Annotated in this window: 22 protein-coding genes; 11 read left to right on the top strand and 11 right to left on the bottom strand. The window is 70.6% G+C overall.

The annotated features are described in order from the left end of the window. Positions 1 to 222 precede the first annotated feature (222 nt). Positions 223 to 1047, bottom strand: coding sequence for a sulfite exporter TauE/SafE family protein (locus I004_RS0124575; RefSeq protein ID WP_486580207.1), 825 nt, complete (start codon positions 1045 to 1047; stop codon positions 223 to 225). Positions 1048 to 1186: 139 nt separating this feature from the next. Between I004_RS0124575 and I004_RS0124570 the strand changes: the two genes are divergently transcribed. Continuing rightward, a complete protein-coding gene (locus I004_RS0124570) occupies positions 1187 to 2014 on the top strand; it encodes an enoyl-CoA hydratase family protein (protein WP_028437674.1) in 828 nt (275 codons plus the stop codon). Positions 2015 to 2052: 38 nt separating this feature from the next. Then, positions 2053 to 4341: a bifunctional salicylyl-CoA 5-hydroxylase/oxidoreductase gene (locus tag I004_RS0124565; protein WP_028437673.1), complete on the top strand. Its 2289-nt coding sequence runs from the start codon at positions 2053 to 2055 to the stop codon at positions 4339 to 4341. 54 nt (positions 4342 to 4395) lie between these two features. Here I004_RS0124565 and I004_RS0124560 read toward each other — a convergent pair whose 3' ends face one another. The 3 genes from I004_RS0124560 to I004_RS35835 all read right to left on the bottom strand — a co-directional run bounded on the left by I004_RS0124560 (position 4396) and on the right by I004_RS35835 (position 7253). Next, positions 4396 to 4626, bottom strand: coding sequence for a DUF3099 domain-containing protein (locus I004_RS0124560; protein WP_028437672.1), 231 nt, complete (start codon positions 4624 to 4626; stop codon positions 4396 to 4398). Positions 4627 to 4694: 68 nt separating this feature from the next. After that, the gene (locus I004_RS0124555; protein ID WP_028437671.1) at positions 4695 to 5525 is read right to left on the bottom strand and encodes a PaaX family transcriptional regulator C-terminal domain-containing protein; all 831 of its coding nucleotides are present in this window, start codon (positions 5523 to 5525) and stop codon (positions 4695 to 4697) included. Positions 5526 to 5534: 9 nt separating this feature from the next. Then, positions 5535 to 7253 (bottom strand): AMP-binding protein, encoded by a 1719-nt coding sequence (locus I004_RS35835; RefSeq protein ID WP_051345388.1) that lies wholly within the window; start codon positions 7251 to 7253, stop codon positions 5535 to 5537. A 141-nt stretch (positions 7254 to 7394) separates the two neighbouring features. Here I004_RS35835 and I004_RS0124545 point away from each other — a divergent pair, with 141 nt between their 5' ends. The 5 genes from I004_RS0124545 (at position 7395) to I004_RS0124525 (ending at position 11742) form a co-directional block, all read left to right on the top strand. Beyond that, entirely contained in the window at positions 7395 to 8531 is a 1137-nt protein-coding gene (locus I004_RS0124545; protein WP_028437670.1) for an acyl-CoA dehydrogenase family protein, read from the top strand. Next, positions 8528 to 8953, top strand: coding sequence for a RidA family protein (locus I004_RS0124540; protein ID WP_028437669.1), 426 nt, complete (start codon positions 8528 to 8530; stop codon positions 8951 to 8953). Before I004_RS0124545 ends, I004_RS0124540 begins: the two co-directional genes overlap by 4 nt. A 318-nt stretch (positions 8954 to 9271) precedes the next feature. Further along, positions 9272 to 9769: an NUDIX domain-containing protein gene (locus I004_RS38475; RefSeq protein WP_199779460.1), complete on the top strand. Its 498-nt coding sequence runs from the start codon at positions 9272 to 9274 to the stop codon at positions 9767 to 9769. Between the two features lie 395 nt (positions 9770 to 10164). Next, on the top strand, positions 10165 to 11127 hold the full coding sequence (gene bla, locus I004_RS0124530) for a class A beta-lactamase (protein ID WP_051345387.1): 963 nt from the start codon (positions 10165 to 10167) through the stop codon (positions 11125 to 11127). A 117-nt stretch (positions 11128 to 11244) separates the two neighbouring features. After that, complete coding sequence (locus tag I004_RS0124525) at positions 11245 to 11742, top strand: hypothetical protein (RefSeq protein ID WP_486580203.1); 498 nt, start codon at positions 11245 to 11247, stop codon at positions 11740 to 11742. 27 nt (positions 11743 to 11769) lie between these two features. Here I004_RS0124525 and I004_RS0124520 read toward each other — a convergent pair whose 3' ends face one another. From I004_RS0124520 to I004_RS35830, 4 genes are all read right to left on the bottom strand, one after another. Beyond that, positions 11770 to 12588, bottom strand: coding sequence for an isocitrate lyase/PEP mutase family protein (locus tag I004_RS0124520; protein WP_028437665.1), 819 nt, complete (start codon positions 12586 to 12588; stop codon positions 11770 to 11772). Beyond that, positions 12585 to 13313 carry a winged helix-turn-helix domain-containing protein gene (locus I004_RS0124515; RefSeq protein ID WP_028437664.1) on the bottom strand — a complete coding sequence of 243 codons (729 nt, stop codon included), beginning with the start codon at positions 13311 to 13313 and terminating at the stop codon, positions 12585 to 12587. The genes I004_RS0124520 and I004_RS0124515 overlap by 4 nt, the downstream gene beginning before the upstream one ends. 100 nt (positions 13314 to 13413) lie before the next feature. Next, positions 13414 to 14268 carry a cache domain-containing protein gene (locus tag I004_RS0124510; protein WP_028437663.1) on the bottom strand — a complete coding sequence of 285 codons (855 nt, stop codon included), beginning with the start codon at positions 14266 to 14268 and terminating at the stop codon, positions 13414 to 13416. Then, positions 14204 to 15049, bottom strand: coding sequence for a GntR family transcriptional regulator (locus tag I004_RS35830; RefSeq protein WP_106965434.1), 846 nt, complete (start codon positions 15047 to 15049; stop codon positions 14204 to 14206). The genes I004_RS0124510 and I004_RS35830 overlap by 65 nt, the downstream gene beginning before the upstream one ends. A 114-nt stretch (positions 15050 to 15163) precedes the next feature. Here I004_RS35830 and I004_RS0124500 point away from each other — a divergent pair, with 114 nt between their 5' ends. The 4 genes from I004_RS0124500 to I004_RS0124485 all read left to right on the top strand — a co-directional run bounded on the left by I004_RS0124500 (position 15164) and on the right by I004_RS0124485 (position 19253). After that, positions 15164 to 16204: an ABC transporter ATP-binding protein gene (locus tag I004_RS0124500; RefSeq protein ID WP_028437662.1), complete on the top strand. Its 1041-nt coding sequence runs from the start codon at positions 15164 to 15166 to the stop codon at positions 16202 to 16204. Positions 16205 to 16290: 86 nt separating this feature from the next. Continuing rightward, on the top strand, positions 16291 to 17487 hold the full coding sequence (locus I004_RS0124495) for an ABC transporter substrate-binding protein (protein WP_028437661.1): 1197 nt from the start codon (positions 16291 to 16293) through the stop codon (positions 17485 to 17487). A gap of 10 nt (positions 17488 to 17497) precedes the next feature. Then, positions 17498 to 18385 (top strand): ABC transporter permease, encoded by an 888-nt coding sequence (locus tag I004_RS0124490; RefSeq protein WP_028437660.1) that lies wholly within the window; start codon positions 17498 to 17500, stop codon positions 18383 to 18385. Positions 18386 to 18437: 52 nt separating this feature from the next. Beyond that, positions 18438 to 19253 (top strand): ABC transporter permease, encoded by an 816-nt coding sequence (locus tag I004_RS0124485; RefSeq protein WP_028437659.1) that lies wholly within the window; start codon positions 18438 to 18440, stop codon positions 19251 to 19253. A gap of 123 nt (positions 19254 to 19376) precedes the next feature. On the opposite strand, the gene I004_RS0124480 is transcribed toward I004_RS0124485, so the two are convergent. From I004_RS0124480 to I004_RS39925, 3 genes are all read right to left on the bottom strand, one after another. Then, positions 19377 to 20168: a hypothetical protein gene (locus I004_RS0124480; RefSeq protein ID WP_028437658.1), complete on the bottom strand. Its 792-nt coding sequence runs from the start codon at positions 20166 to 20168 to the stop codon at positions 19377 to 19379. A 130-nt stretch (positions 20169 to 20298) separates the two neighbouring features. Next, entirely contained in the window at positions 20299 to 20532 is a 234-nt protein-coding gene (locus I004_RS0124475) for a hypothetical protein (RefSeq protein ID WP_028437657.1), read from the bottom strand. 94 nt (positions 20533 to 20626) lie between these two features. After that, positions 20627 to 21949: a hypothetical protein gene (locus tag I004_RS39925; protein WP_051345403.1), complete on the bottom strand. Its 1323-nt coding sequence runs from the start codon at positions 21947 to 21949 to the stop codon at positions 20627 to 20629. Positions 21950 to 21963 lie beyond the last annotated feature (14 nt).

Raw genomic sequence — 21963 nt, 5'->3', positions numbered from 1 at the left:
TGATCGCTTGCAGCACGCCGAAGCGGGAGGTGCGCCGGACGCCCGGATGGCTGCCAAAACGCTGATGGCCAGGGAGCAGGGCGAGCCCGTGCCCACGGCAGGATCTTTCGTGCGTGTTCAGCCTGTTGCCGCCCGCCACATCGCCGGTTGAGTCAGGCGAGGAAGACGCCGGAGCCGATGCGGACAGGCGCAACCCGGCCGGCCTGATCCGCCGGACAGACCTCAGCCGTGCAGCGCCAGGTAGGGCGCGAGCGCCAGGAGCGTGCCGGCGAGGGCGAACTTGAGCTTCCGTACGGGCACGGCATGGGCGATCTTCCAGCCGATCACGACGCCCGCCAGCTCCGGGATGCCGACCAGCGCGGCGAGCGCCCAGTCGATCGAGCCGTGCACGAGATACGCGGCGGTCCCGACGCTCGCGATGACCACGGACTGTGCCTGGGCGGCGGCCAGAGCGGGCAGCAGCGGCAGGCCGCAGATCACCAGCAGGGGCACGCTCAGCATCGGGCCGCCGAGGCCGAAGAGTCCCGCGGCGACGGCCACCAGAAGACCGACGGCGCCCGTGACCACCGGTGAGAGGAGCTTGCCGTCGTCGTCCTCGGGCGCGGAGGTGCGGCGCTCGCGCACCCATACCAGGATGCCCGTCGTGGCGACGGTGGCCGCGAGCAGGATCCCGAACACCCGCCCGTCGACAAGGGTGTTGAAGAGCACGCCCAGCGGCGAGCCCACCAGTGCGGCGCCCGAGAGGATCAGCGCGATGCGGCGCGTGCGGGCGTCGCGCAGCTGGCCGGAGCGGGTGTAGGCGGCGGTGCCGAGGGCGCCGGTCGCGATGTGCGTGGCGATGGCGGTGCCCGCGACACCCGAGGGCGAGAGTCCCGTCAGCAGGAACATCCCGATGGTGGGCAGCACGCCGCCCGGACCCACCGCCGTGATGCCGATGCCGCCCACCAGCCCGAACAGCGCCAGCAGCGCGAGTATCAGCGGACCGTGCTCCATCAGCTTCTTCCCTCCCGCGACCGGCCACCACGCTATCCGGTCACGCTTGGGCACCCACCCGCGTCTATCGCGCACCCGTGACGGCAGTCACGAACCGGTGATACGTTCAGCGTGTGCCGTCGCCGGCGTCTCGAAGGAGGCCTTGAGCCATGAGTGAGCCCACCAGCGAGGACAACGCCCCGGGAGCATCCGCATGAGCCCGTACACGGGCTCGGCCCGTCCGACCGGCGAATGGCGGCACATCCGCGTCACCGAGGACGACGGCGTCGTCACCGTGACGCTGGCCCGTCCGGAGCGGCTCAACGCCCTTACCTTCGGGGCCTACGCCGATCTGCGCGACCTCCTCGCCGAGTTGTCGCGGGAGCGCCGCGCACGCGCGCTCGTACTCGCGGGCGAGGGCCGCGGCTTCTGCTCCGGTGGCGACGTCGAGGAGATCATCGGCGCGACCCTGGACGCCGACACCGCCGAACTCCTGGACTTCAACCGCATGACGGGCCAGGTCGTACGCGCGCTGCGCGAGACGCCGTTCCCCGTCGTCGCGGCCGTGCACGGCGTCGCGGCGGGCGCGGGCGCGGTGCTCGCCCTGGCGTCGGACTTCCGTGTCGCCGACCCCACGGCCCGCTTCTCCTTCCTCTTCACGAAGGTCGGCCTCTCCGGCGGCGACATGGGCGCCGCCTATCTGCTGCCGCGCGTCGTCGGCCTCGGTCACGCCACCCGCATCCTCATGCTCGGTGAGCCCGTGCGTGCCGAGGAGGCCGAACGCATCGGTCTCCTCAGCCAGTTGACGGAGGAAGGCCAGGCCCAGCACGCCGCTGCCGAGCTCGCCCGCACACTCGCCGACGGCCCCGCTCTCGCCCTCGCGCAGACCAAGGCGCTGCTCACGGCAGAGCTCGACCTTCCGCTCTCGGCGGCCGTCGAGATGGACGCGTCGACGCAGGCGCTGCTGATGCACAGCGACGACTACGCCGAATTCCACGCGGCCTTCAGCGAGAAGCGGCCACCGAAGTGGCGGGGGAAGTGAGCGGGCGCACCGCGGCCGCCTCCGGGGACGGGGCGGGCATGCGCGTCGCGGTCGTGGGCGGCGGACCCGGCGGACTGTACGCGGCCGCCCTCCTCAAGCGCCTCGACCCCTCCCGCAGCGTCACCGTCCACGAACGCAACGCCCCCGACGACACGTTCGGCTTCGGCGTCGTCCTCTCCGACGAGACCCTGGGCGGCATCGAGCACGCGGACCCGGCCGTGTACGCCGCGCTCCAGCAGGAGTTCGTGCGCTGGGACGACATCGACATCGTGCACCGCGGCCGCACTCTCACCTCCGGCGGCCACGGCTTCGCCGCACTGGGACGCCGCCGTCTCCTGGCCGTACTGCACGAGCGCTGCCGCGAGTTGGGCGTGGACCTGCGATTCCGCAGCGAGGCACCCGCGCCGGCCGAACTGGCCGCCTCCCACGACCTGGTGGTCGCCGCCGACGGGGTGCACAGCGCCACACGGGACGCCTTCGCCGACGTCTTCCGTCCGCACGTGACCACGCACCGCTGCCGCTACATCTGGCTCGCCGCCGACTTCGCACTCGACGCCTTCCGCTTCGAGATCGCCGAGACCGAGCACGGCGTGCTGCAGCTGCACGCCTATCCGTACGAGCGCGCGGACGAGTCGGGCCCCGGCGCCTCCACCGTCATCGTCGAGGCCCGCGAGGAGGTCTGGCGGGCCGCGGGGCTGGACCAGCTCGACGAGCGTGCCTCGGCCGAGCGGTGCGCCAAGCTCTTCCCCGAGACCCTCGGCGGCAGCCCCCTGCGCGGCAACAACTCGCAGTGGATCGCCTTCCGTACGGTGCTCAACGAGCGCTGGTCGCACGGCAATGTGGTGCTGCTCGGCGACGCCGCGCACACCGCGCACTTCTCCATCGGCTCCGGCACCAAGCTCGCCGTCGAGGACGCCCTCGCGCTCGCGGCCTGCATCGAGGAGCATCCCGACCTGCCCGCGGCGCTGGCGGCGTACGAGGAGGAACGCCGGCCCGTGGTCCTCTCCACGCAGCGCGCGGCACGCGGCAGTCTGGAGTGGTTCGAGGATCTGGCCACCTACACGGACCAGCCGCCCCGGCAGTTCGCGTTCAACCTGCTCACCCGCAGCCGCCGCGTCACCCACGACAACCTGCGGTTGCGCGACGCCGGATTCGTCGCCGGGGTAGAGGCCGAGGCCGGCGTTCCCGAGGGCACCCCGCCGATGTTCACGCCCTTCCGGCTGCGTGAACTGACCCTGCGCAACCGGGTCGTGGTCTCCGCCATGGACATGTACTCGTCCGACGGCGAGGCCGGCACCCCCGGCGACTTCCACCTCGTGCATCTGGGGGCCCGCGCGCTGGGCGGAGCGGGTCTCGTCATGACGGAGATGGTCTGCGTATCACCGAACGGCCGCATCACGCCCGGCTGTACGGGCCTTTGGACGGGCGAGCAGGAGGCGGCCTGGAGCCGCGTCACCGGCTTCGTGCACGCGCAGTCGCCCGGCACCGCCGTCGGCGTGCAGATAGGGCACTCCGGCCGCAAGGGCTCGACCAAGGTGATGTGGGAAGGCATCGACGAGCCGCTGCCGGAGGGGAACTGGCCGCTCGTCGCCCCCTCACCCCTGCCCTACCGCGAGGGCGTCAACCAGGTGCCGCAGGTCCTCACGTCCGCCGAACTGGCAGAGATCCGCGAGGAGTTCACCGACGCGGCACGGCGAGCGGCACGGGCCGGTTTCGACCTGCTCGAACTCCACTGCGCCCACGGCTACTTGCTCTCCAGCTTCCTCTCACCGCTCACCAACCGCCGCACCGACGCCTACGGCGGCGGCATCGACGCCCGCCTCCGCTTCCCGCTCGAGGTCTTCGACGCGGTGCGCGAAGTGTGGCCGCAGGAGCGGCCGATGACCGTACGCGTCTCCGCCACCGACTGGGCCGAGGGAGGCATCACACCCGAGGAGGCGCTGCACGTGGCTGCCGCGTTCGGCGAGCACGGCGCCGACGCCATCGACGTCTCCACCGGCCAGGTCGTCGCCCACGAACGGCCCGACTACGGACGCTCGTATCAGACGCCGTACGCCGACCGCATCCGCAACACCATCGGCATACCCGTCATCGCGGTCGGCGCCATCTCCTCGTGGGACGACGTCAATTCGCTGCTGCTCGCAGGGCGTGCCGATCTGTGCGCGCTCGGACGACCGCACCTGTACGACCCGCACTGGACACTGCACGCGGCGGCCGACCAGGAATACCAGGGGCCCGGAGCACCCTGGCCGCTGCCCTACCGTGCGGGCAGCCGCAAACCCCCGACGGGCCGGACCGACGCGCCCAAGCAGCGGCTCACGCTGTAGCGCCTGCCTGTCACAGACGGTACGTACGGTGCCTGCCGGGCGTCTTCCGCCGCGTCACCTTCGATAGGTGTCCCTGTCGGGGTTCCAGTCCTCGTCGAACCAGCGGTCGTCCGGCTCGCGCCGGTTGCCGACGATCGCCGCGATGGGCGGAATCACCAGCGCCGCCACGCACAGCCCGACCGCGGCCGGAACCGAGATCAGACGCACGAAGCTCCACGCGCTGACGAAGAGCACCAGGCAAACAGCCATCAGCACGAAGTAACGCCTGCGCCGTCGTGCGTACATACCTCAAGGGTATTGCGGTCCGGCAGCTGCCGGGAGGTCCTGCTGGTGCGCGGCCGGGCGTATGCGGGTCAGCCTTGTGCGAAGCCCACCGCGTAGTCGCGTCCCGGCTCCCGCAGCTTCTCGTGCAGCGCGAAGAAGACCTCCGCGGAGCGCTCGCCGGGCCAGTCCGCGGGCAGCAGGGCCGCCGGAAGCCCCGGATCGGCGTAGGGGAGACGCCTCCAGGCGTCGAGGGCCGGCAGATAGTCGCGGTACGCCTCCTCCGGCGGCACCTGCCGACGCCGCGACCAGGAACGCAGCACCGGCTCGTGCACGTCGAGGAAGGAGCGGTGCAGCGCCGCCAGGGACTTCAGGTCCCACCAGCGCGCCACCGCGTCCGCGGTCGGCTCGAAGCCCTCGTGCGTGCCGGTGAAGAGATCCACGTACGGGGTGAGACCGAGCCGTCCCAGACTGTGACGCGTCTCCTCCTCCAGGTGGGAGGGGGCGATCCAGATGCCGGGAGCGGCGTTGCCGAAGCCGAGCCGTGCGAGGCGTGAGCGGAGTATGTGGCGGCGGCCCCGCTCGCTCTCCGGGACCGAGAAGACGGCCAGCAGCCAGTGGCCGTCCGCCACGGGGCGGGCGTAGACGCGGCGGTCGCCGTCGTCGAGGAGCTGCCGCCCGGCCTCCGAGGGCGCGTACCCGGCCGCCTTGCTGCCGGGCCGGTCCGCGCTGAGCAGACCGCGCCGCTTCAGCCGCGACACGGCGGAGCGGACCGACGGCGCGTCCACGCCTACCGCGCCGAGCAGCTGGATCAGCGCCGCGACCGGCACGGTGCTGTCGGGGAAGGCACGCCCGTACGCCCCGTAGAAGGTGAGGATGAGCGAACTCGGCGACGGCCTGGCGGCGGGCTGCTGCTGATTCACGCGGTCACTCTAGGCGGGGAGGCCGTCCGCGGCCTGACCCGCTTCGATCTGCTGCGGCTCGGCCTCTTCGGGGCCGGCTTCCCGCAGCAGGTACCGCTGGAGCTTTCCCGTCGGTGTGCGCGGCAGGGAGTCGGCGAAGACGAATTCACGCGGGCACTTGTACGGCGTGAGCTGGCCGGTGGTGAACTCGCGCAGCGTCTCGGCCGTCCCTGCTCCCGCCTCGGTCCCCTCCCGCAGCACCACATGGGCGACGACGACCTGGCCGCGCCGCTCGTCGGGGCGTCCCACGACGGCCGCCTCGGCCACGCCGGGATGCCGCAGCAGGGCCTCCTCGACCTCCGGGCCCGCGATGTTGTAGCCGGCCGAGACGATCATGTCGTCGGCGCGTGCGACGTAGCGGAAGTAGCCGTCCGCCCCGCGTATGTAGGTGTCGCCGGTGAGGTTCCAGCCGTCGCAGACGTACTCGCGCTGCCGCGGGTCCGCGAGATAGCGGCAGCCGACGGGGCCGCGCACCGCGAGCAGTCCCGGTTCACCGTCCGGCACCGGAGTCAGATGACCCTCCTGGTCCTTGCGCACCACTCGGGCCTCGAAGCCCGGCACGGCCACACCCGTGGTGCCGGCGCGGGCGGCCTCGTCGGCGGCGGAGACGAAGATGTGCAGCATCTCCGTCGCCCCGATGCCGTTGATCATCCGCAGTCCGGTCCTCTCCTGCCATGCCTCGTGGGTGGCGGCGGGCAGGTTCTCTCCGGCGGAGACGCAGCGGCGCAGCGAGGATATGTCGTACGTGCGCTCGCCGTTCGCAGCCCCCGAGGAGGCGGTGCCGATCTTGGAGAGCATCCCGCGGTAGGCGGTCGGAGCCGTGAACAGCACGGTGACACGGTGCCGTTGGACCGCCGCGAGCATCTGCTCGGGGCCGCTCCACTGACCGAGCAGCGCCGACGCGCCGGCCCTCAGCGGGAAGATGACCAGGCCGCCCAGCCCGAAGGTGAAGCCCAGTGGCGGGCTGCCCGCGAAGAGGTCGTCCGGCGTCGGACGCAGTACGTGCGCGGAGAAGGTGTCGGCTACGGCGAGCACGTCACGGTGGAAGTGGACGCAGCCCTTGGGTTTTCCGGTGGTGCCGGAGGTGAAGGCGATCATCGCGACGTCGTCCGCGGCGGTGGCGACGGCCTCGTAGCGGTCGGGCTGCGACGCGCACAAGGTCAGCAGATCCTCCGGGCCGTCGCCGCCGAACGCCGTCACCCGCAGCCCGGGTATGTCCGCCTTCGTCAGCTCGTCCAGGAATGCCGCGTCGCACAGCGCATGGCTGACCTCTCCCATCGCGCACACCGTGCGAAGCTCGTGCGCGCGCTGCGCCGCGAGCACCGTCACGGCGACCGCTCCCGCCTTCATCACCGCGAGCCAGCAGGCCGCCAGATGAAGGGAGTTGGGGCCGCGCAGCAGCACCCTGTTGCCCGGGACGACGCCCAGCACGTCGGTGAGGACATGGGCGATCCGGTCCACGCGGGCGCGCAGTTCGCCGTAGTTCCAGCACTCGCCGTCGTCGCTACGGAAGGCCGGCCTCTCGGCGCCGTACCGCTCGGCGGAGCCGTCGACCAGCTCGGCGCCGCAGTTGACGCGGTCCGGGTAGCGCAGCTCGGGCCGGTCGAAGACCAGTTGTGGCCAGTCCTCGGGCGGGGGCAGATGCTCCCGGGCGAAGGTGTCGACGTGTGCGGACGGGCTCAGATGCATCGCAAGCCCCCTCAGGGGTGTGCCGTGTGCCGGTGTCGCCGGTCTGCCGTTGAGCGTAACGTGTTGGTGACGACAGTCAACGGTCCGCGATAGAGGATCAGCGACTGCGAGCACCAGCCGCCATCAGGAGGAGGCCCGCCGATGCCCGCGTTCGCGCTGGAACCGGAGCAGCACAAGTGGTGTGAGGAGCTGCGCACGCTCGGAGTCCGTGAGCTGCGGCCCCTCGTCGAGGCCGGGCAGGACGGCCGCATCAACCGCGAGTTGCTCGCCGCCCTCGGTGAACTCGGCCTGCTGGGCCGCCTGTTCGCATCGGACGGGCGCCCCGCGAGCGCCCTCGACCTGTGCCTGTTGCGCGAATCCCTCGCCTACTCCTGCACCGAGGCCGAAACCGCGCTCGCCCTTCAGGGCCTCGGTGCCGGCCCGGTCGCCCTCGCGGGCACGGACACGCAACGCGCACGCTGGCTCGGCGAGGTGACCGCAGGACGTGCTGTGGCCGCCTTCGCGCTGAGCGAGCCGGGCGCGGGCAGCGACGCGGCGGCCCTCACCCTCCGCGCCGAACCGGACGGCACCGGCGACAGGCACGGATGGCGCCTGACCGGAACCAAGACCTGGATCTCCAACGCCCCGGACGCCGACGTCTTCACCGTCTTCGCCCGTACGACGGAGGGCACCGGCTCCCGCGGCGTGACCGCCTTCCTCGTACCGGCCGGGCGGCCCGGACTCGGCGGCGAGCCGCTGGAGATGATCTCCCCGCACCCGATCGGCACGCTCACCTTCGACGGCGTCCCCGTCTCCCGCGAAGACCTCCTCGGCGAGGTCGACGGCGGCTTCGGCGTCGCGATGCGCACGCTGAACCTGTTCCGGCCCAGCGTCGGCGCGTTCGCGACCGGCATGGCGCAAGCCGCCCTGGACGCGGCCGTCGAACACGCCGGAACACGGCCCGCGTTCGGCGGCAGGCTCAGCGATCTCCAGGCCGTCTCGCACCAGTTGGCGGAGACCGCGACCCGCATCGAGGCGGCACGTCTGCTCGTCTACGCGGCCGCAGCGGCCTACGACCGCGGTGAGCCGGACATCGCACGCCGCGCCGCCATGGCGAAGCTGCTGGCCACGGAGACCGCGCAGCAGGCCGTGGACACCGCCGTGCAGATCCACGGCGCCGCCGCGCTCCAGCGCGGGCACCTCCTGGAACACCTCTACCGCGAGGTGCGCGCGCCCCGCATCTACGAGGGCGCCAGCGAAGTGCAGCGCTCGATCATCGCGAAGGAGCTCTACCGGTGACCGACGCCGACTTCCGTCCCCATCCCCACCTCCAGCGCACCAACCCGCCCGAACTCTCCCCGCCCACCGGCTTCTCGCACGCCGTCACCGCGACCGGTTCGCGGATCGTCTTCCTCGCCGGCCAGACGGCGCTGAACGGCGAGGGAGCCATCGTCGGCGGCACGCTCACCGACCAGTTCGAGCAGGCGCTGGCCAATCTGCTGGCGGCGCTGTCCGCGTCCGGCGGAAGCCCCGCGGACCTCACCCGTGTGACCGTCTACACGACCGACGTCGCTGCCTACCGGGCCGTCGCCCGCGACCTGGGCGCCGTGTGGCGCCGCCACGCCCGCCGCGACTACCCGGCGATGGCGGTCATCGGCGTCTCCCGCCTGTGGGACGAGGAGGCGATGGTGGAACTGGACGGCATCGCGGTCCTGCCCTAGCGGTCTCGGTGGCGGAGTCCGACCGCGTGGTGCGGCGCCCTGTGCGTCACCCGAACTGGTGACGCGGACTGGATAGAGCCTCTTGCGGTGTTCGAACTTCTGGTACCAGACAAGCGGTCGGTGCTCACCGGACGGAGACCCCTGGGGTTCTGCTCGTCGTAATCATTCCCGGCTTCCGGCCTTAGAAGGCTTCTGCTTACCGATCAACGGGCTTGTCTGGTCGAACAAGGGCCCTGATCGGGAGCTGGAGACTTGGCAGTCCAGCATCGAGGGCTGCTGTCAGTGGGCCCTGCGATCGTGTGCGTCGTGGATGAGGTCGTGGAACGTGTCGATGCACAGGACTGTGTGCTGGGGCCAGTGAGTCGGAGAGATGCCGTCCGGGAGGGCTGGCTGCACCGGATTGCCGTGGTCGTGTGTCTCGACCGGCAGAGTCGGATCCTCGTCCATCGGCGTGCTGAGCAGGTGCCCCGATTCCCGGGGCATTACGAGGTCGGAGTGGGTGGAGCCCTGGTGGTCGGGGAGTCTTATGAGCAGGCAGCCACCCGTGAGCTGGAGGAGGAACTTGGGGTGTCGGCGGCAGTACGCTTTCGGTTCAAGTTCCTTAACCGAAGCGGGCTGAGCCCTCACTGGCTTGGGGTGTGCGATGCCGTCGTTCCGCGGGCTGTCATGCCGAACTCAAATGAGGTCGCCTGGCACAGCTGGCTGAGTGAGTCTGACCTGCCGCGGATCCTTCAAGAGTGGACTTTCACTCCCGATAGTCCGGAGATTCTGGATCGGTATTTCGCTGGTCGTGCTGATGGGACGTCTGCGCAGTGACCGTGCTTTTGAGCTGGGTCAGAAGGATTCTGCTTACCGATCAACGGGCTTGTCTGGTCGAACAAGGGCCCTGATCGGGTGATCGCGCCGGAGGGGGTGCATGACGGCAGGGCCTCTTGGCCGACGTCACAGACGTGTGACTGTCTCGTGCACCAGTTCGGGAACGTGGCGGACTGGCCGGACCGCATCCCGTGTTACGGCTCGGAGACGGCGTGGCAGGTGGTGCGGGAATCGCTGCCTGTTCCTATGGCTGGAGGGGCGGGGCGGCCGACCGGATGGCTGCTGCAACCGGCAGATGGTCGATGCCGTGCGCGATGTGGTCGACAACGGTGTGAAGTGGGCGAACCTTGTGGCCGGAACCGGCCGGGGCTCCCAGGATGTCTTGATTCACTGGTATGGAGTCCGAACACAGCGAAAGAGGCGTCGAGTTGAGCGTGTCCGCGTCCCGGCCCGCCCGCCGCACACTGCTCGCCGCCGGCGCGGGGAGCATGCTGGCCGCCTGCACATCCGCTGCCGGTGACAAGCCTGCGGCTCCCTCCCCGCACCGGTCGCACGACGCCGCGGTCACCGGCCGGTTGAAGAAGCTGGAGCGTGAACACGGGGCACGCCTGGGGGTGTTCGCGCACAACACCAGGACGGGGAGGTCGGTCGCGCACCGCGCGGACGAGCGTTTCCCCATGTGCTCGACATGGAAGCCCCTCGCGGTGGCGGCACTTCTGAAGGACCGCGACCGTGACGGCGGCGACCGTCTCGCCGAGCACATCCGCTACTCCCGGTCCGACCTGGAGGACCACTCGCCGATCACCGGCACCCGCAGCAACCTCGCCGACGGAATGACCGTCCGGCAGCTCTGCGACGCCACGCTCCGCTACAGCGACAACACCGCGGCGAACCTCCTCCTGCGCGAACTCGGCGGCCCCGCCGCCGTGACACGCTTCTGCCGTTCCGTCGGGGACGACGTGACACGCCTCGACCGGTGGGAGCCGGAGCTGAACTCGGCGGAGCCCGGGAACGTGAGGGACACGACCTCGCCGCGGGCCGTCGGTCGGACCTACATGCGCCTGGCCCTGGGCGACGTCCTCGGGCGCGCCGAGCGCCTGCAGCTGACCGACTGGCTCAAGGGCAACACCACGGGGGGCGAGGGGCTGCGCGCCGGACTCCCCGAGGGCTGGACCCTGGGGGAGCGGACCGGCGCCGGCGACTACGGAACCGACAACGACGTGGGCGTCGCCTGGACAGCGGGCGACCAGGTGCCGATCGTTCTGGCCGTCCTCACCACGAAGAGGTCCGCCGACGCCGAGCCGGACCACCCGCTGATCGCGAAGACGGCCCGGATCCTTGCCGGCGCACTGGCCTGAGACGGCCCGGTGGAGCGCGTGGGAGGTCTTCACGGGACGCGCAGCACGGCCGTCGGACGCGGGGCGTGATTCCGCCAACTCCCCCCGTAATCAGCCCTGTTCTGCGACGCTTCTCGCGTGGTCGCTTCTCGGAACGGCATTGATACCGACGATGACGACGGCGATCGTTCGCTGACTCTGGCGGCCCGCTTCCGCACCGAAGTCGAGGCTCTGCGGTGGGAAGCGGCCGGCCGGGTGCGCATCGCCCATCGCAGGGTGCAGCTTTGGGCCTACATCGATGTCGCGCTGGGTTTCCCGGCAGCCCTCCTCGCCGGAGTGTCCGGAGCGGCCGGGCTGGCGACGGAGAACGCACGGGTGCCCGCCGCGGTGCTGGCACTGCTGGCCGCGGGGTTCGCGTCGGGCGCGGGGTTCCTGCGCAGCAGTGTGCGGATCGCCGCCAACAAGCGCGCGCGGCACGCGTGGGCGGCGACGGAATCGGAGGCCCGCATCCTGCTGGCGCGTGAGGCGCACGACGGGGAGTTCGACTCCGATGCGGCCGAGGAAGCGCTCCGTTCGCTGTTCGCCCGTCGTCAGGCCGCGCTGGCGGCGTACGAAGCGGACGGTGCGGAGATCTGAGTCCCGAGTGAGCACGGCCCCGTGTGCCTACGGCCGCGGCGCGAAGTCGGCGTGGAGGGCCTGCACTTCGGCGTAGCCGGGCACCGGCGAGGGAGCCGCAGGGCCGCGGTCCGAGGCTGCGATCGACGCGGCCAGGTCTGTCGCCCGCTGCAGTGCCGCGCGGAAGAGCAGCGAGCCGAGGCTGATGCGGCGGACGCCGGCCCGCGCGAGCTCGTCGCAGCGCAGATGGGCGGGGGAGTAGAGCACGTTCAGCGGCATCGTCCCCAATTCCGCGACGAGAGCGGCGATTTCACCGCTCTCCACCAGCCCGGGCACGAACACGCCGTCCGCCCCCGCCTCGACGTATGCCGCGCACCTGCGCAGGACACCTTCGAGCGTGGCGTCGGTGCCCAGCCAGTGTGTGTCGGTGCGTGCGTTGACGAAGAGGTCCGGTGCGGCCTCCTTGAGTGCCGACACCTTCGCCGCATGACGTGCCGGATCGGCGAGCGTGCCGTCGGGCAGCCCGTCCTCGACGTTCACGCCGGCCACGCCCGCGCGCGCCAGCTCCGCGCCCAGCGCGGCGACTTCGGCAGGGTCGTCGCTGAATCCGCCCTCGATGTCGACGCTCACCGGCACCGGCAGTCGCGCCAGCCCTCGCCCCAGGGCCAGCGTCTGCGCCCGTGCGGCGCCGCTTCCGTCGGACAGCCCCGCGGCCGCGGCGACGCCGAGGCTCGTCGTGCCGACCGCTGGGAAGCCGGACCGGTGCAGGGCCGCGGCCGAGGCGTGGTCCCACGCGTTGGGCAGCAGCAGAGGGCGCTCGCCGTGGTGCAGGTCGCGGAAGGTCCCACTCGTCCCGTGTGTGCTCACGCCGCCGCCTCCACCCGCATGCCGATCAGCTCCCCGAACGCGTCCCTGCCCTTGCGCGTCACCCTCAACGCCCGCTGGCTGCCGATGCGTTCGCACCAGCTCTCTTCGAGTGCATGGGTGCACAGGGCGGCGCCCGCGCGTCCCGCCAGGTGCGGCCGGCGTTCCGTCCAGTCGAGGCAGCTGCGTGCCATCGGACGGCGGCTGCCCGAGCGCGGTGCCAGATCGATGCCCAGCTTCCCGAACCAGGCGAGCCCTTCGTCGGTCACGGAGAAGCCCGTCGACTGCTGGAGCAGCCCCCGCTCCAGCAGCGCGTCCGTGACACCCACACCGAGGGCGCCCGCGAGGTGGTCGTAGCAGGTGCGGGCCCGTGCCATCGCCGCACCGGCCGACGCTGCGCGCAGGCCCCGCGGGGCGGGAGGAGGCCCGGCGTGCGCCGCAAGATCCTCGATGAGCTGCGAGATCTGCGGCCCGGCGATGTGCACGTACCGGTGGCGCCCCTGCCGCACCTCCTCCAGCAGGCCGCCCGCGACGAGCTTGTCCAGATGCGTGCTCACTGTCGCCGCCGTCACCCCCGCGTTCTTCGCCAGCTCGCCCGCCGTCCACGCGCGCCCGTCCTGCAGCGCCAGGCAGACGGAGGCACGCGTGCGGTCGGCGAGCAGCCCGGCCAGCTCGGCGACCTGCTGCCCGCTCCGGTCGGCTCGCGACGGTCCTGTCTTCGGCTCCATACGGCCATGATGCTGCCGCGACACTTCGACGGGTGCCGAAGTGTCGCGGGGAGGGCAGGCCGCGGCACGCGTGCTGGGCGAGCACGCTTGGCCCGTCGAGTCAGTCCTCGCCGGTCACCAGGATGAGCGGGATGTCGCCGCAGGCGCGCAGCTCCAGCCCCTCCTGGACATGGGGGACGGGTTCGCCGGTCCCCGGCCCGCCGCTCTCCCCGGCCGCGCCACCGCCGTCCGCGGGCACCGCCGGAACCGCCGCGAAGTCGGGCCCCTTGAGCAGGGAGCCCGCCAGATGGCCCACGTACGTCGAGACGGCAACGCGGCCGCGGGAGTTGACCAGACAAGCCGGCCCCGGCAGCCGTTGCAGCACGGGCATGACGGCGGCCTCGAAGTCCGGGAGGTAGACGTCGGCGGCGGCGACGCCGGTAAAGCGGCCGTCGAGGGTCACCGGCATCGAGAGCGTCAGGCTGTACTCGTCGGAGCACAGATAGTCCACGTACGGTCCGGCGACCGCGCGCTGTCCCGTGTCACGCGCCAGCGCGTACCACTCCCAGTGCGTGTAGTCCGAGTACGCCGAGTGCTGCGGATCGAGGTCCAGCAGCAGCGGACGCACTTCGCCGCCCGGCCCCGTCTGCCACCACTCCAGCCACGCCTCGGCGTCGGCGAGCAGCCCCGGCGCCGCGACGAACCCGGCGCCGGACATCAGCGCGAGCCGGGTGAGCCGCTCCTTGAGTCCTGGGCGCAGGCCGGCGAGGTCGGTGGTGGTGGGCTGTCTGTCCTCGGCCGAGGCGGCCGCGAGGAGCATCAGGGTGTCCGTACGGATCTCGGTCACGGCGTCGAAGACGCACTCCAGTGCGTCACGGACGCCCGCCGCCGCGACTGCTGCCGCCGCGTCGTCAACGAGCTGTGTTCCGCCCTTCGCGGGACCGGGGCGGTGACTTGGACGAGGACTGCTGCCCACGGTTGCCCTCCTTGGTGTGCGGGCCGCCGGCCGGGCCGGGGGTGCCGAGGCGGAGTTCCACCAGGCGCCCCATGGAGACGTGAACGCACTCCTCGGCAAGGGCTCTTGCTTGCTCCGCCGCATCATCCTGCACCGCACAGATCACGGCGCGGTGACGATCACAGACGTCTTTCAGATGCCTTTCCTCGCCGAGGACGAGGCAGAGCAGAGCGCCCGCCTCGGCGTGTACGCCCACCAGTTCCCTCGTCAGCCGTGCCGACTGCGCCGCGGCCGCCAGCTCGACGTGGAACCGGCCGTGCAGGCGGCTGCGCGCGGGCGCGTCCGGGGCGTTCTCCAACTCCTCGACAGAACGGTGCAGTTGATGCAGATCGTCAGGGTCGGTGCGCTGCGCGGCCAGGCGGGCTGCGGCACCGGAGACAGCCGTCCAATAGTCCCCGAGTTCGCGCAGCTCCTCCAGGCTCCAGCTGCCCAGGTGGGCCAGCAGCCGTTCCTCGACGGGCCCTTCGGGGATGGTGACGAAGCTGCCGCCGCCGCGCCCCCGCCGTGTGGTGACGAGACCGCGTTGTCGCAGCGCCATGAGGGCTTCGCGCAAGGTGACCGTCGAGACGCCGAGCTGCGCGGCGAGTTCGGCTTCGCCGGGCAGCTGCTCGCCGTCGGCGAGCAGGCCGAGCTCTATCGCGTCACCGAGACGCCGCACGACGGCCTCGACGCGTGCCTGCGTCCCGATGGGCGTGAAGACCGTTCTTCGAGCGCCGTCCTGATCTCTCTTCACGGCCACCACCTTGTCAGTTGGCTCAGGCTTTACCTGAAGAGGGCTTGGGGCGGTCTTGAACCTTGAACTATGACTTCATATATTTACCCGCCAACGACCACTGCACCAGAAAGGTTCCCGTTCATGGAGGGGAATGCCATCCGGCTGCGGAGCCTGCGCAAGGTCTTCGGCAGGACCGAGGCCGTCGCAGGCGTCGAACTGGCCATATCGGACGGCGAGTTCTTCTCCATGCTCGGGCCATCGGGTTCGGGGAAGACGACGGTGCTCCGACTCATCGCCGGCTTCGAGACGCCTACGAGCGGAACTGTCGAACTCGACGGGAAGGACGTCACCCGGCTCGCGCCCTTCGAGCGCGATGTGCACACCGTCTTCCAGGACTACGCCCTCTTCCCGCACATGTCCGTCGAGCAGAACGTCGCCTACGGCCTGAAGGTTCAGAAGGTACCCAAGGCCGAACGGCTGCGCCGGGCGGCCGAGGCGCTCGAGAACGTCCGCCTCGGAGGGTTCGGCAAGCGCCGCCCCTCCCAGCTCTCGGGAGGCCAGCGGCAGCGCGTCGCCCTCGCCCGCGCCCTCGTCGGCCGCCCCCGCGTGCTGCTGCTCGACGAGCCGCTGGGAGCCCTCGATCTCAAGCTGCGCGAGCAGATGCAGATCGAACTCAAGGAACTCCAGCGCGAGGTCGGGATCACGTTCGTCTTCGTCACCCACGACCAGGACGAGGCGCTCACGATGAGCGACCGGATAGCGGTCTTCCAGGACGGCCGCATCGAACAGACCGGCACGCCCGCCGAGATCTACGAACGTCCGGCGTCCCCCTTCGTCGCGGGCTTCGTCGGCACCTCCAACCTGCTCACCGGCGAGACCGCCGAGCAGGTCGTGGGCAAGCCGGGCACGTTCAGCGTGCGCCCGGAGAAGATCCGGGTACTCAAGGAGTCGGCGACCGGTGAGGACGAACCGGAACACACCGCCGCCAAGGGCTCCGTCGCCGAGGTCGTCTATCTGGGAGACACCACGCGCTTCCTGGTCGACCTCGACGCCGGAGGACGGCTGACCGCCGTCCAGCAGAACCTGGAGACCTCATCCGAGGACGTCGCCGCATTCCGTGGCTCACGGGTGAGGCTCCAGTGGCACCACCGACACAACTTCCGGGTGGAAGAGACGCCTTGAGCGACGCTTCCGCCTCCCGCTCCCATCCCCGTCGACCGACTCCGCCGCACCTACGATTCGCCGCCCCTCCAACTGTGGAGATCTCCGTGCGTATGTCCCGAACCCTCAAAACCCTCGCCGCGGCAGGTGCCTTGCTCCTGGCCACCGCCTGCGGCTCCTCCGGCTCCTCCTCGTCCTCCCAGGGAGCCGTTGATCCACCCGATCTCAAACCGCAGAAGAAGATCGGCAAGGCGGAGAAGTCGGTGAACCTCATCGCCTGGGCCGGCTATGCCGAAGACGGCAGCAACGACCCGAAGGTCGACTGGGTCACGCCCTTCGAGAAGAAGACCGGCTGCAAGGTCAACACCAAGACGGCCGCCTCGTCCGACGAGATGGTCAGCCTCATGAAGACGGGCCAGTACGACGCCGTCTCGGCGTCCGGCGACGCCTCGCTGCGCCTCATCGCCTCCGGCGACGCCGAGCCCGTCAACACCAAGCTCGTGCCCAACTACAAGGACATCTTCAAGGGCCTGAAGAACAAGGACTGGAACTCCGTCGACGGGAAGCCCTACGGCATCCCGCACGGCCGCGGCGCCAATCTCCTGATGTACAACACCGAGAAGGTCAAGCCCGCTCCGGACTCCTGGTCCGCCGTCTTCGACAAGGGCGACAAGTACAAGGGCAAGGTCACCGCGTACGACTCCCCGATCTACATCGCGGACGCCGCCCTGTACCTGATGAAGCACAAGCCCTCGCTCGGCATCAAGAACCCCTACGCCCTGGACCAGAAGCAGTTCGACGCCTCTGTGGACCTGCTGAAGAAGCAGAACGCCAACATCGGCGAGTACTGGAGCGACTACCTCAAGGAGATCTCCGCCTTCAAGAGCGGCGACTCCGTGGTCGGCACCTCGTGGCAGGTCATCCTCAACACCGCGCAGGACGAGAAGGCTCCGGTCAAGGCCGTTCTGCCCAAGGAGGGTTCGACGGGCTGGTCCGACACCTGGATGGTCGCCTCCAAGGCCAAGCACCCCAACTGCGCCTACAAGTGGCTGGACCACATCGTCTCGCCGGAGGCGAACGCCCAGGTCGCCGAGTACTTCGGGGAGGCGCCGTCCAACGAGAAGGCGTGCAAGCTGACGGCGGACAAGAACCACTGCCGCACCTACCACGCGGACGACGAGCCCTACTGGAAGAAGGTCCACTACTGGACCACGCCCACCCAGCAGTGCCTCGACGGCCGCAAGGACGCCAAGTGCGTGCCGTACGCCAAGTGGGTCCAGGCCTGGACCGAGATCAAGGACTAGGACCACACCGATGAGCAACACCGAGCCGGCCGCCGGGCACACCGCCCGGCGGCTAGCCGGGACCCTTCACCGCCGTCCCCGGCTGCAACTGTCCCTGCTGCTGACCGCGCCGCTGACGTGGCTGATCCTGGCCTACCTCGGCTCGCTCACCGCGCTGTTCATGTCCGCGTTCTGGACCACGGACACCTTCACCTCGAACGTCGTGAAGGTCTGGTCCCTGGACAACTTCACGACCCTGCTCTCCAAGGACGTCTACCAGCAGGTCGCCCTGCGCAGCGTGGGCGTCGCCCTCGCGGTCACCGTCATCTGCGTCGTGATCGCCTTCCCCGTCGCCTTCTTCACGGCACGCATCGCCTCTCCCCGCTGGCGGCCCCTCCTCGTGGTCGCCATCCTCACGCCGCTGTGGGCCAGTTACCTGGTCAAGGCGTACGCGTGGAGGCTCATCCTCGCCGAGGGCGGACTGCTGGACTGGCTGCTCTCACCCCTCGGCCTCGACGGGCCCGGCTTCGGACTCGTCGCCACCATCCTCGTGCTGACGTACCTGTGGCTGCCGTACATGATCCTGCCGATCCACACCGGGCTGGAGCAGATACCCCATAGCGTCCTCGACGCCTCCTCCGACCTGGGCGCGCGGTCGGGCCGCACCTTCCGCTCCGTGGTGATGCCGATCCTGCTGCCGTCCATCGCCGCCGGATCCGTCTTCACCTTCTCCCTCAGCCTCGGCGACTACATCGCCGTGCAGATCGTGGGCGGCAAGACGCAGCTCATCGGCAATCTCATCTACTCCAACATCACCCTGGACCTGCCGCTGGCCGCCGCGCTCGGCACCGTCCCCGTGGTGATCATCGTGTTCTACCTGCTCGCGGTGCGCCGCACCGGCGCCCTGAGCAGCCTCTGACCGCACCGTCCGGCGCAGCCGCCGACGGCAAGAGACGCGAAGGCATTCGACGATGAAACTCTCCCGGCCCGCACGAATCACGCTGGGCGTCGCCGCGGTGGTCGGCTTCGCGGTCATCTACGTCCCGCTCTTCCTCGTCCTGATCAACTCGCTGAATCCGGACCGCAGTTCGAGCTGGCCGCCGCCGGGAATCACCTTCCACTGGTGGGCGGACGCGTGGGGCAGCGCGGGCGCCCGGCACGCTCTGGTCACCTCACTCAAGGCCGGTGCCGGTGCGACGGTCGCGGCGCTCGTCCTCGGCACGCTCATCGCGTTCGCCATCCAGCGCTTCCGGTTCTTCGGCCGGGAGGCGCTCTCCTTCGTCGTCGTGCTGCCGATCGCGCTGCCCGGCATCGTCACGGGTGTCGCGCTCAACACGGCCTTCCGTACGGTGCTCGAACCCTTCGGCGTCGGGCTCGGCCTCTTCACGGTCGTCGTCGGCCATGCGACGTTCTGCGTCGTGGTCGTGTACAACAACGTGATCGCCCGGCTGCGCCGGATGCCGGGCAGCTACGAGGAAGCGGCCATGGACCTGGGCGCGAACACGTTCCGTGCCTTCGTCGACGTCACCTTCCCGCTGGTGCGTTCCGCCCTGGTGGCGGGCGGCATGCTCGCCTTCGCGCTCTCCTTCGACGAGATCATCGTGACGACCTTCACCGCGGGCCCGAACACCCAGACGCTCCCCATCTGGATCTTCTCCAACATGGCGCGCCCGCAGCAGGCACCGGTGGTCAACGTCGTCGCCGCGGTCCTCGTGCTGCTCTCGGTCATCCCGATCTACATCGCGCAGCGGATGTCGTCCGACACGGCCTCGGGCGGCCGGATCTGAGGCCCCCGGGCCCTGGGAGCCCGCCGGGACTCGGCCCGGTCGAAGCGCCTGCCAGGATGGACAGCCACCCGGCCTGACCGGGCACCGGGCCCGTTCCTGGCGGGCGGCCCGCCAGGGTGTGTCCTAGAGGACGGGTGTCGTGGCGATGTCGGCCGGTCCACCGAGTGCGTCCAGCCTCTCCGGCATCGTCAGGTTGGCCATCTTGCGCCAGCCGCCGAACCGTTCGAACTGGTACATGCCGTGGATGCCGGCGGCGAGCGAAGCGGTCTTGATGGCGGGCCAGTCCAGCAGACGCCCCATGTGGGACATCACGGCGAGGGAGACCTCGCGGTGGACGACGATCTCGGCGCGGGCGCACTGCCGCAGACTGCGGCGGATGGTTCCCTCGTGGCCCTGCGCCGCCAACCGCAGCAACTCCTCGTGGCAGTAGGCCAGATGGTTGTCCTCGTCGTTGCTGATCATCCTGATGGCGCGGCCGGTCTCTGCATCGTCGCCGCAGCTGTCGAGCAGCATCGCCATCTGGTCGGAGGCCCGCTGTTCGGTGACCCTGCTGTGCGCGAGATAGACGATGATGTCGTGCTCGGTGAGCCGCTCGTCGCGCCGCAGCTTCTCGTGCATCAGCCCGATGCCGCGCCGCTCCAGGAGCATCGTGTAGTCGGTCTCCTGCGGGACGGGGACGGGCTTGAGGCCGCGCTTCTTCAGCAGGGCGTTGAAGATCCGTCCGTGCTTGTCCTCGTCCGCTCCGTGCTTGGTGATCTTCGGGGCGAGATCACGCAGGCTCTCCGGCACGAGGGCCGCGATCCGGGCGTTCTCCCAGCCTCCCTGCGCCTCCCCGCTGGCAGCGATGGAGCAGAAGAGCTGGAAGGAACGGTCGTTCTCCAGGATCTCCCGGAACAGGCTTCGGGACGAGAGCATCAGTGCCACCTCCGTACGGCGTCCACACAATCGAGTCAAAGGTGACGCCGGGCAACCGGCAACAGCAGGGGCGTTTGCCTGTGCCAAACGAAGTAAGGCGAGCCTGACCGCCGGCGTCGGGGGCAGGCGGTCAGGTGAGGGTCAGGGGGCGGCCGGGGGAGCCGGCAGGGCTGCGGACCGGCGTGCTCGGGGCGCCGGGATCGTCGACGGTCTCGGGGCCCGCGCACCGGCGGCCGATGCGCACGTGCCGCCGGCCGGCGTGCCGGTCGTAGAGCGCGGCGAGCGCCTCGGCCTCTCCGGCGGCGACGGCGCGCAGCAGCTGCGCGCCGCTCCGGTCGGCCCACTCGGTCCTGAAGAGATTCACGCCCCTCTATCGCTCCCGGGCACCCGTTCGGTTCACGCACGGGCACCCGGCAGCTCAAGGGGTTCTCAACTCCCGTCCGGACACGGGCCGTTGATCAGAAGCCCCCTCCTCCGAAGTCCCCGCCTCCGAAGCCGCCTCCGTCGAAGCCGCCGCCTCCGTCGCCTCCGTCGAAGCCTCCGTCGAACCCGCCGTCGCCGAAGCCGTCACCGTAGCCCCAGGACCCCAGTGAGCTGCCCAGCAACGTACCGACGAGCAGGCCGGGAAGGATGGCGCCGCCGAAATAGCCGCCTGCCCAGGGTGCGTAGACCGGCCCGGCCTCCCAGTAGGGCCGCCGCCCCTCAGGCGTGTCGACGTTGCGGGCCATCGGTTCGGCACCGTCCCTCAGCCGCGCCGCGTCCGCCGCGCAGACCGGCACGGTCCGTTCGGTGCCGCCCTGGGGTGCCCAGCGCATGTCCTCTACGGAGGGGCCGTGTCGCGGATCGAAGAAGCACGGCATCCGGCGTTCCGGGAGCGGCTCGGCGTTCCGTCTGGCTTCGAGGGTCGCCAGCGCGAAGCGCCCGTCCTCCACGGCCTCCGTGACAGGGCGGACGTGCCCGGGTCCGCGGGCGCCCTCCATCTTCTGCTTCGCCTCGTCGTACTTGTCGATGGCGTGGGTGTAGTCCCTGCGCATGGCGTCGTCCGACTCCGGGGCCTGCGGGTCGAAGCCGATGCGGTCGAGTTCCTCGCCGAAGGCGGTGATGTCCTCGTCGACCACCGGGCGCAGCTTCTCCAGCTGTTCGCGTTCCCGCTCGGCCTGCTGCTTGCGTGCCCGGTTGCGTACGAGGAGGGCGCCTCCCGCGAAGACGACGAGCAGTGCCAGGAGCGCGACCAGGGCGAAGCCCCCACCCGTTCCCCGGGACTGGGCGCCGTCCCACGAGGCGGGTGCGCTGCCCCTGGCCTCCTTGGTCGCGCCGTCCACGAACCTGTCGAGCTTCGCCCGTGTGTCACCGCCGGCGTCCACGGACGACCGGCGCAGACCGTCGACCGCGCTCCGTGACATGACGGAACGGTCGGCGCCCGCAGCGAAGCCGTCACCGAGCGTGACAGCGTAGACGCCCCTGTCGCCGACCTGGGCGCGCAGATCCCGGAGCAGGTTGTCCGGCGGGAATTCGCGGGCCTTCGGCAGCACAGCCACGAAGACCGGCCTGTCCTCGTCCTTGATCTTCTGCGTGAGGTCCCTGGCATCGGCGCCGGACAGCCGGTCCGAGGCGCGGGGATCGACGTAGACGGGGCCCTCTCGCAGCGCCGCGGCCACCTCGCCGACGCTGTCCGCCTTCCCGGCCGCCTGCGCGCCCGGGGCAACGGCGAACACCGGCAGAAGGACGGCCACGAGAACGAGGAGCAGCCTCAGGAATCCTTTATGCCGTATTTGATTCATATGCACCGTGTACC

Source organism: Streptomyces sp. TAA486, assembly GCF_000426165.1.
This window is presented reverse-complemented; position numbering and strand designations above follow the sequence as displayed.

Bases quoted from the DNA above. Each gene is read 5' to 3' on its own strand.
- I004_RS0124570 (WP_028437674.1), top strand. From the start codon at position 1,187: ATGAGCCCGTACACGGGCTCGGCCCGTCCGACCGGCGAATGGCGGCAC.
- I004_RS0124565 (WP_028437673.1), top strand. From the start codon at position 2,053: ATGCGCGTCGCGGTCGTGGGCGGCGGACCCGGCGGACTGTACGCGGCC.
- I004_RS0124560 (WP_028437672.1), bottom strand. From the start codon at position 4,626: ATGTACGCACGACGGCGCAGGCGTTACTTCGTGCTGATGGCTGTTTGC.
- I004_RS35835 (WP_051345388.1), bottom strand. From the start codon at position 7,253: ATGCATCTGAGCCCGTCCGCACACGTCGACACCTTCGCCCGGGAGCAT.
- I004_RS0124545 (WP_028437670.1), top strand. From the start codon at position 7,395: ATGCCCGCGTTCGCGCTGGAACCGGAGCAGCACAAGTGGTGTGAGGAG.
- bla (WP_051345387.1), top strand. From the start codon at position 10,165: ATGGAGTCCGAACACAGCGAAAGAGGCGTCGAGTTGAGCGTGTCCGCG.
- I004_RS0124515 (WP_028437664.1), bottom strand. From the start codon at position 13,313: ATGGAGCCGAAGACAGGACCGTCGCGAGCCGACCGGAGCGGGCAGCAG.
- I004_RS0124500 (WP_028437662.1), top strand. From the start codon at position 15,164: ATGGAGGGGAATGCCATCCGGCTGCGGAGCCTGCGCAAGGTCTTCGGC.
- I004_RS0124490 (WP_028437660.1), top strand. From the start codon at position 17,498: ATGAGCAACACCGAGCCGGCCGCCGGGCACACCGCCCGGCGGCTAGCC.
- I004_RS0124485 (WP_028437659.1), top strand. From the start codon at position 18,438: ATGAAACTCTCCCGGCCCGCACGAATCACGCTGGGCGTCGCCGCGGTG.
- I004_RS0124480 (WP_028437658.1), bottom strand. From the start codon at position 20,168: ATGCTCTCGTCCCGAAGCCTGTTCCGGGAGATCCTGGAGAACGACCGT.
- I004_RS39925 (WP_051345403.1), bottom strand. From the start codon at position 21,949: ATGAATCAAATACGGCATAAAGGATTCCTGAGGCTGCTCCTCGTTCTC.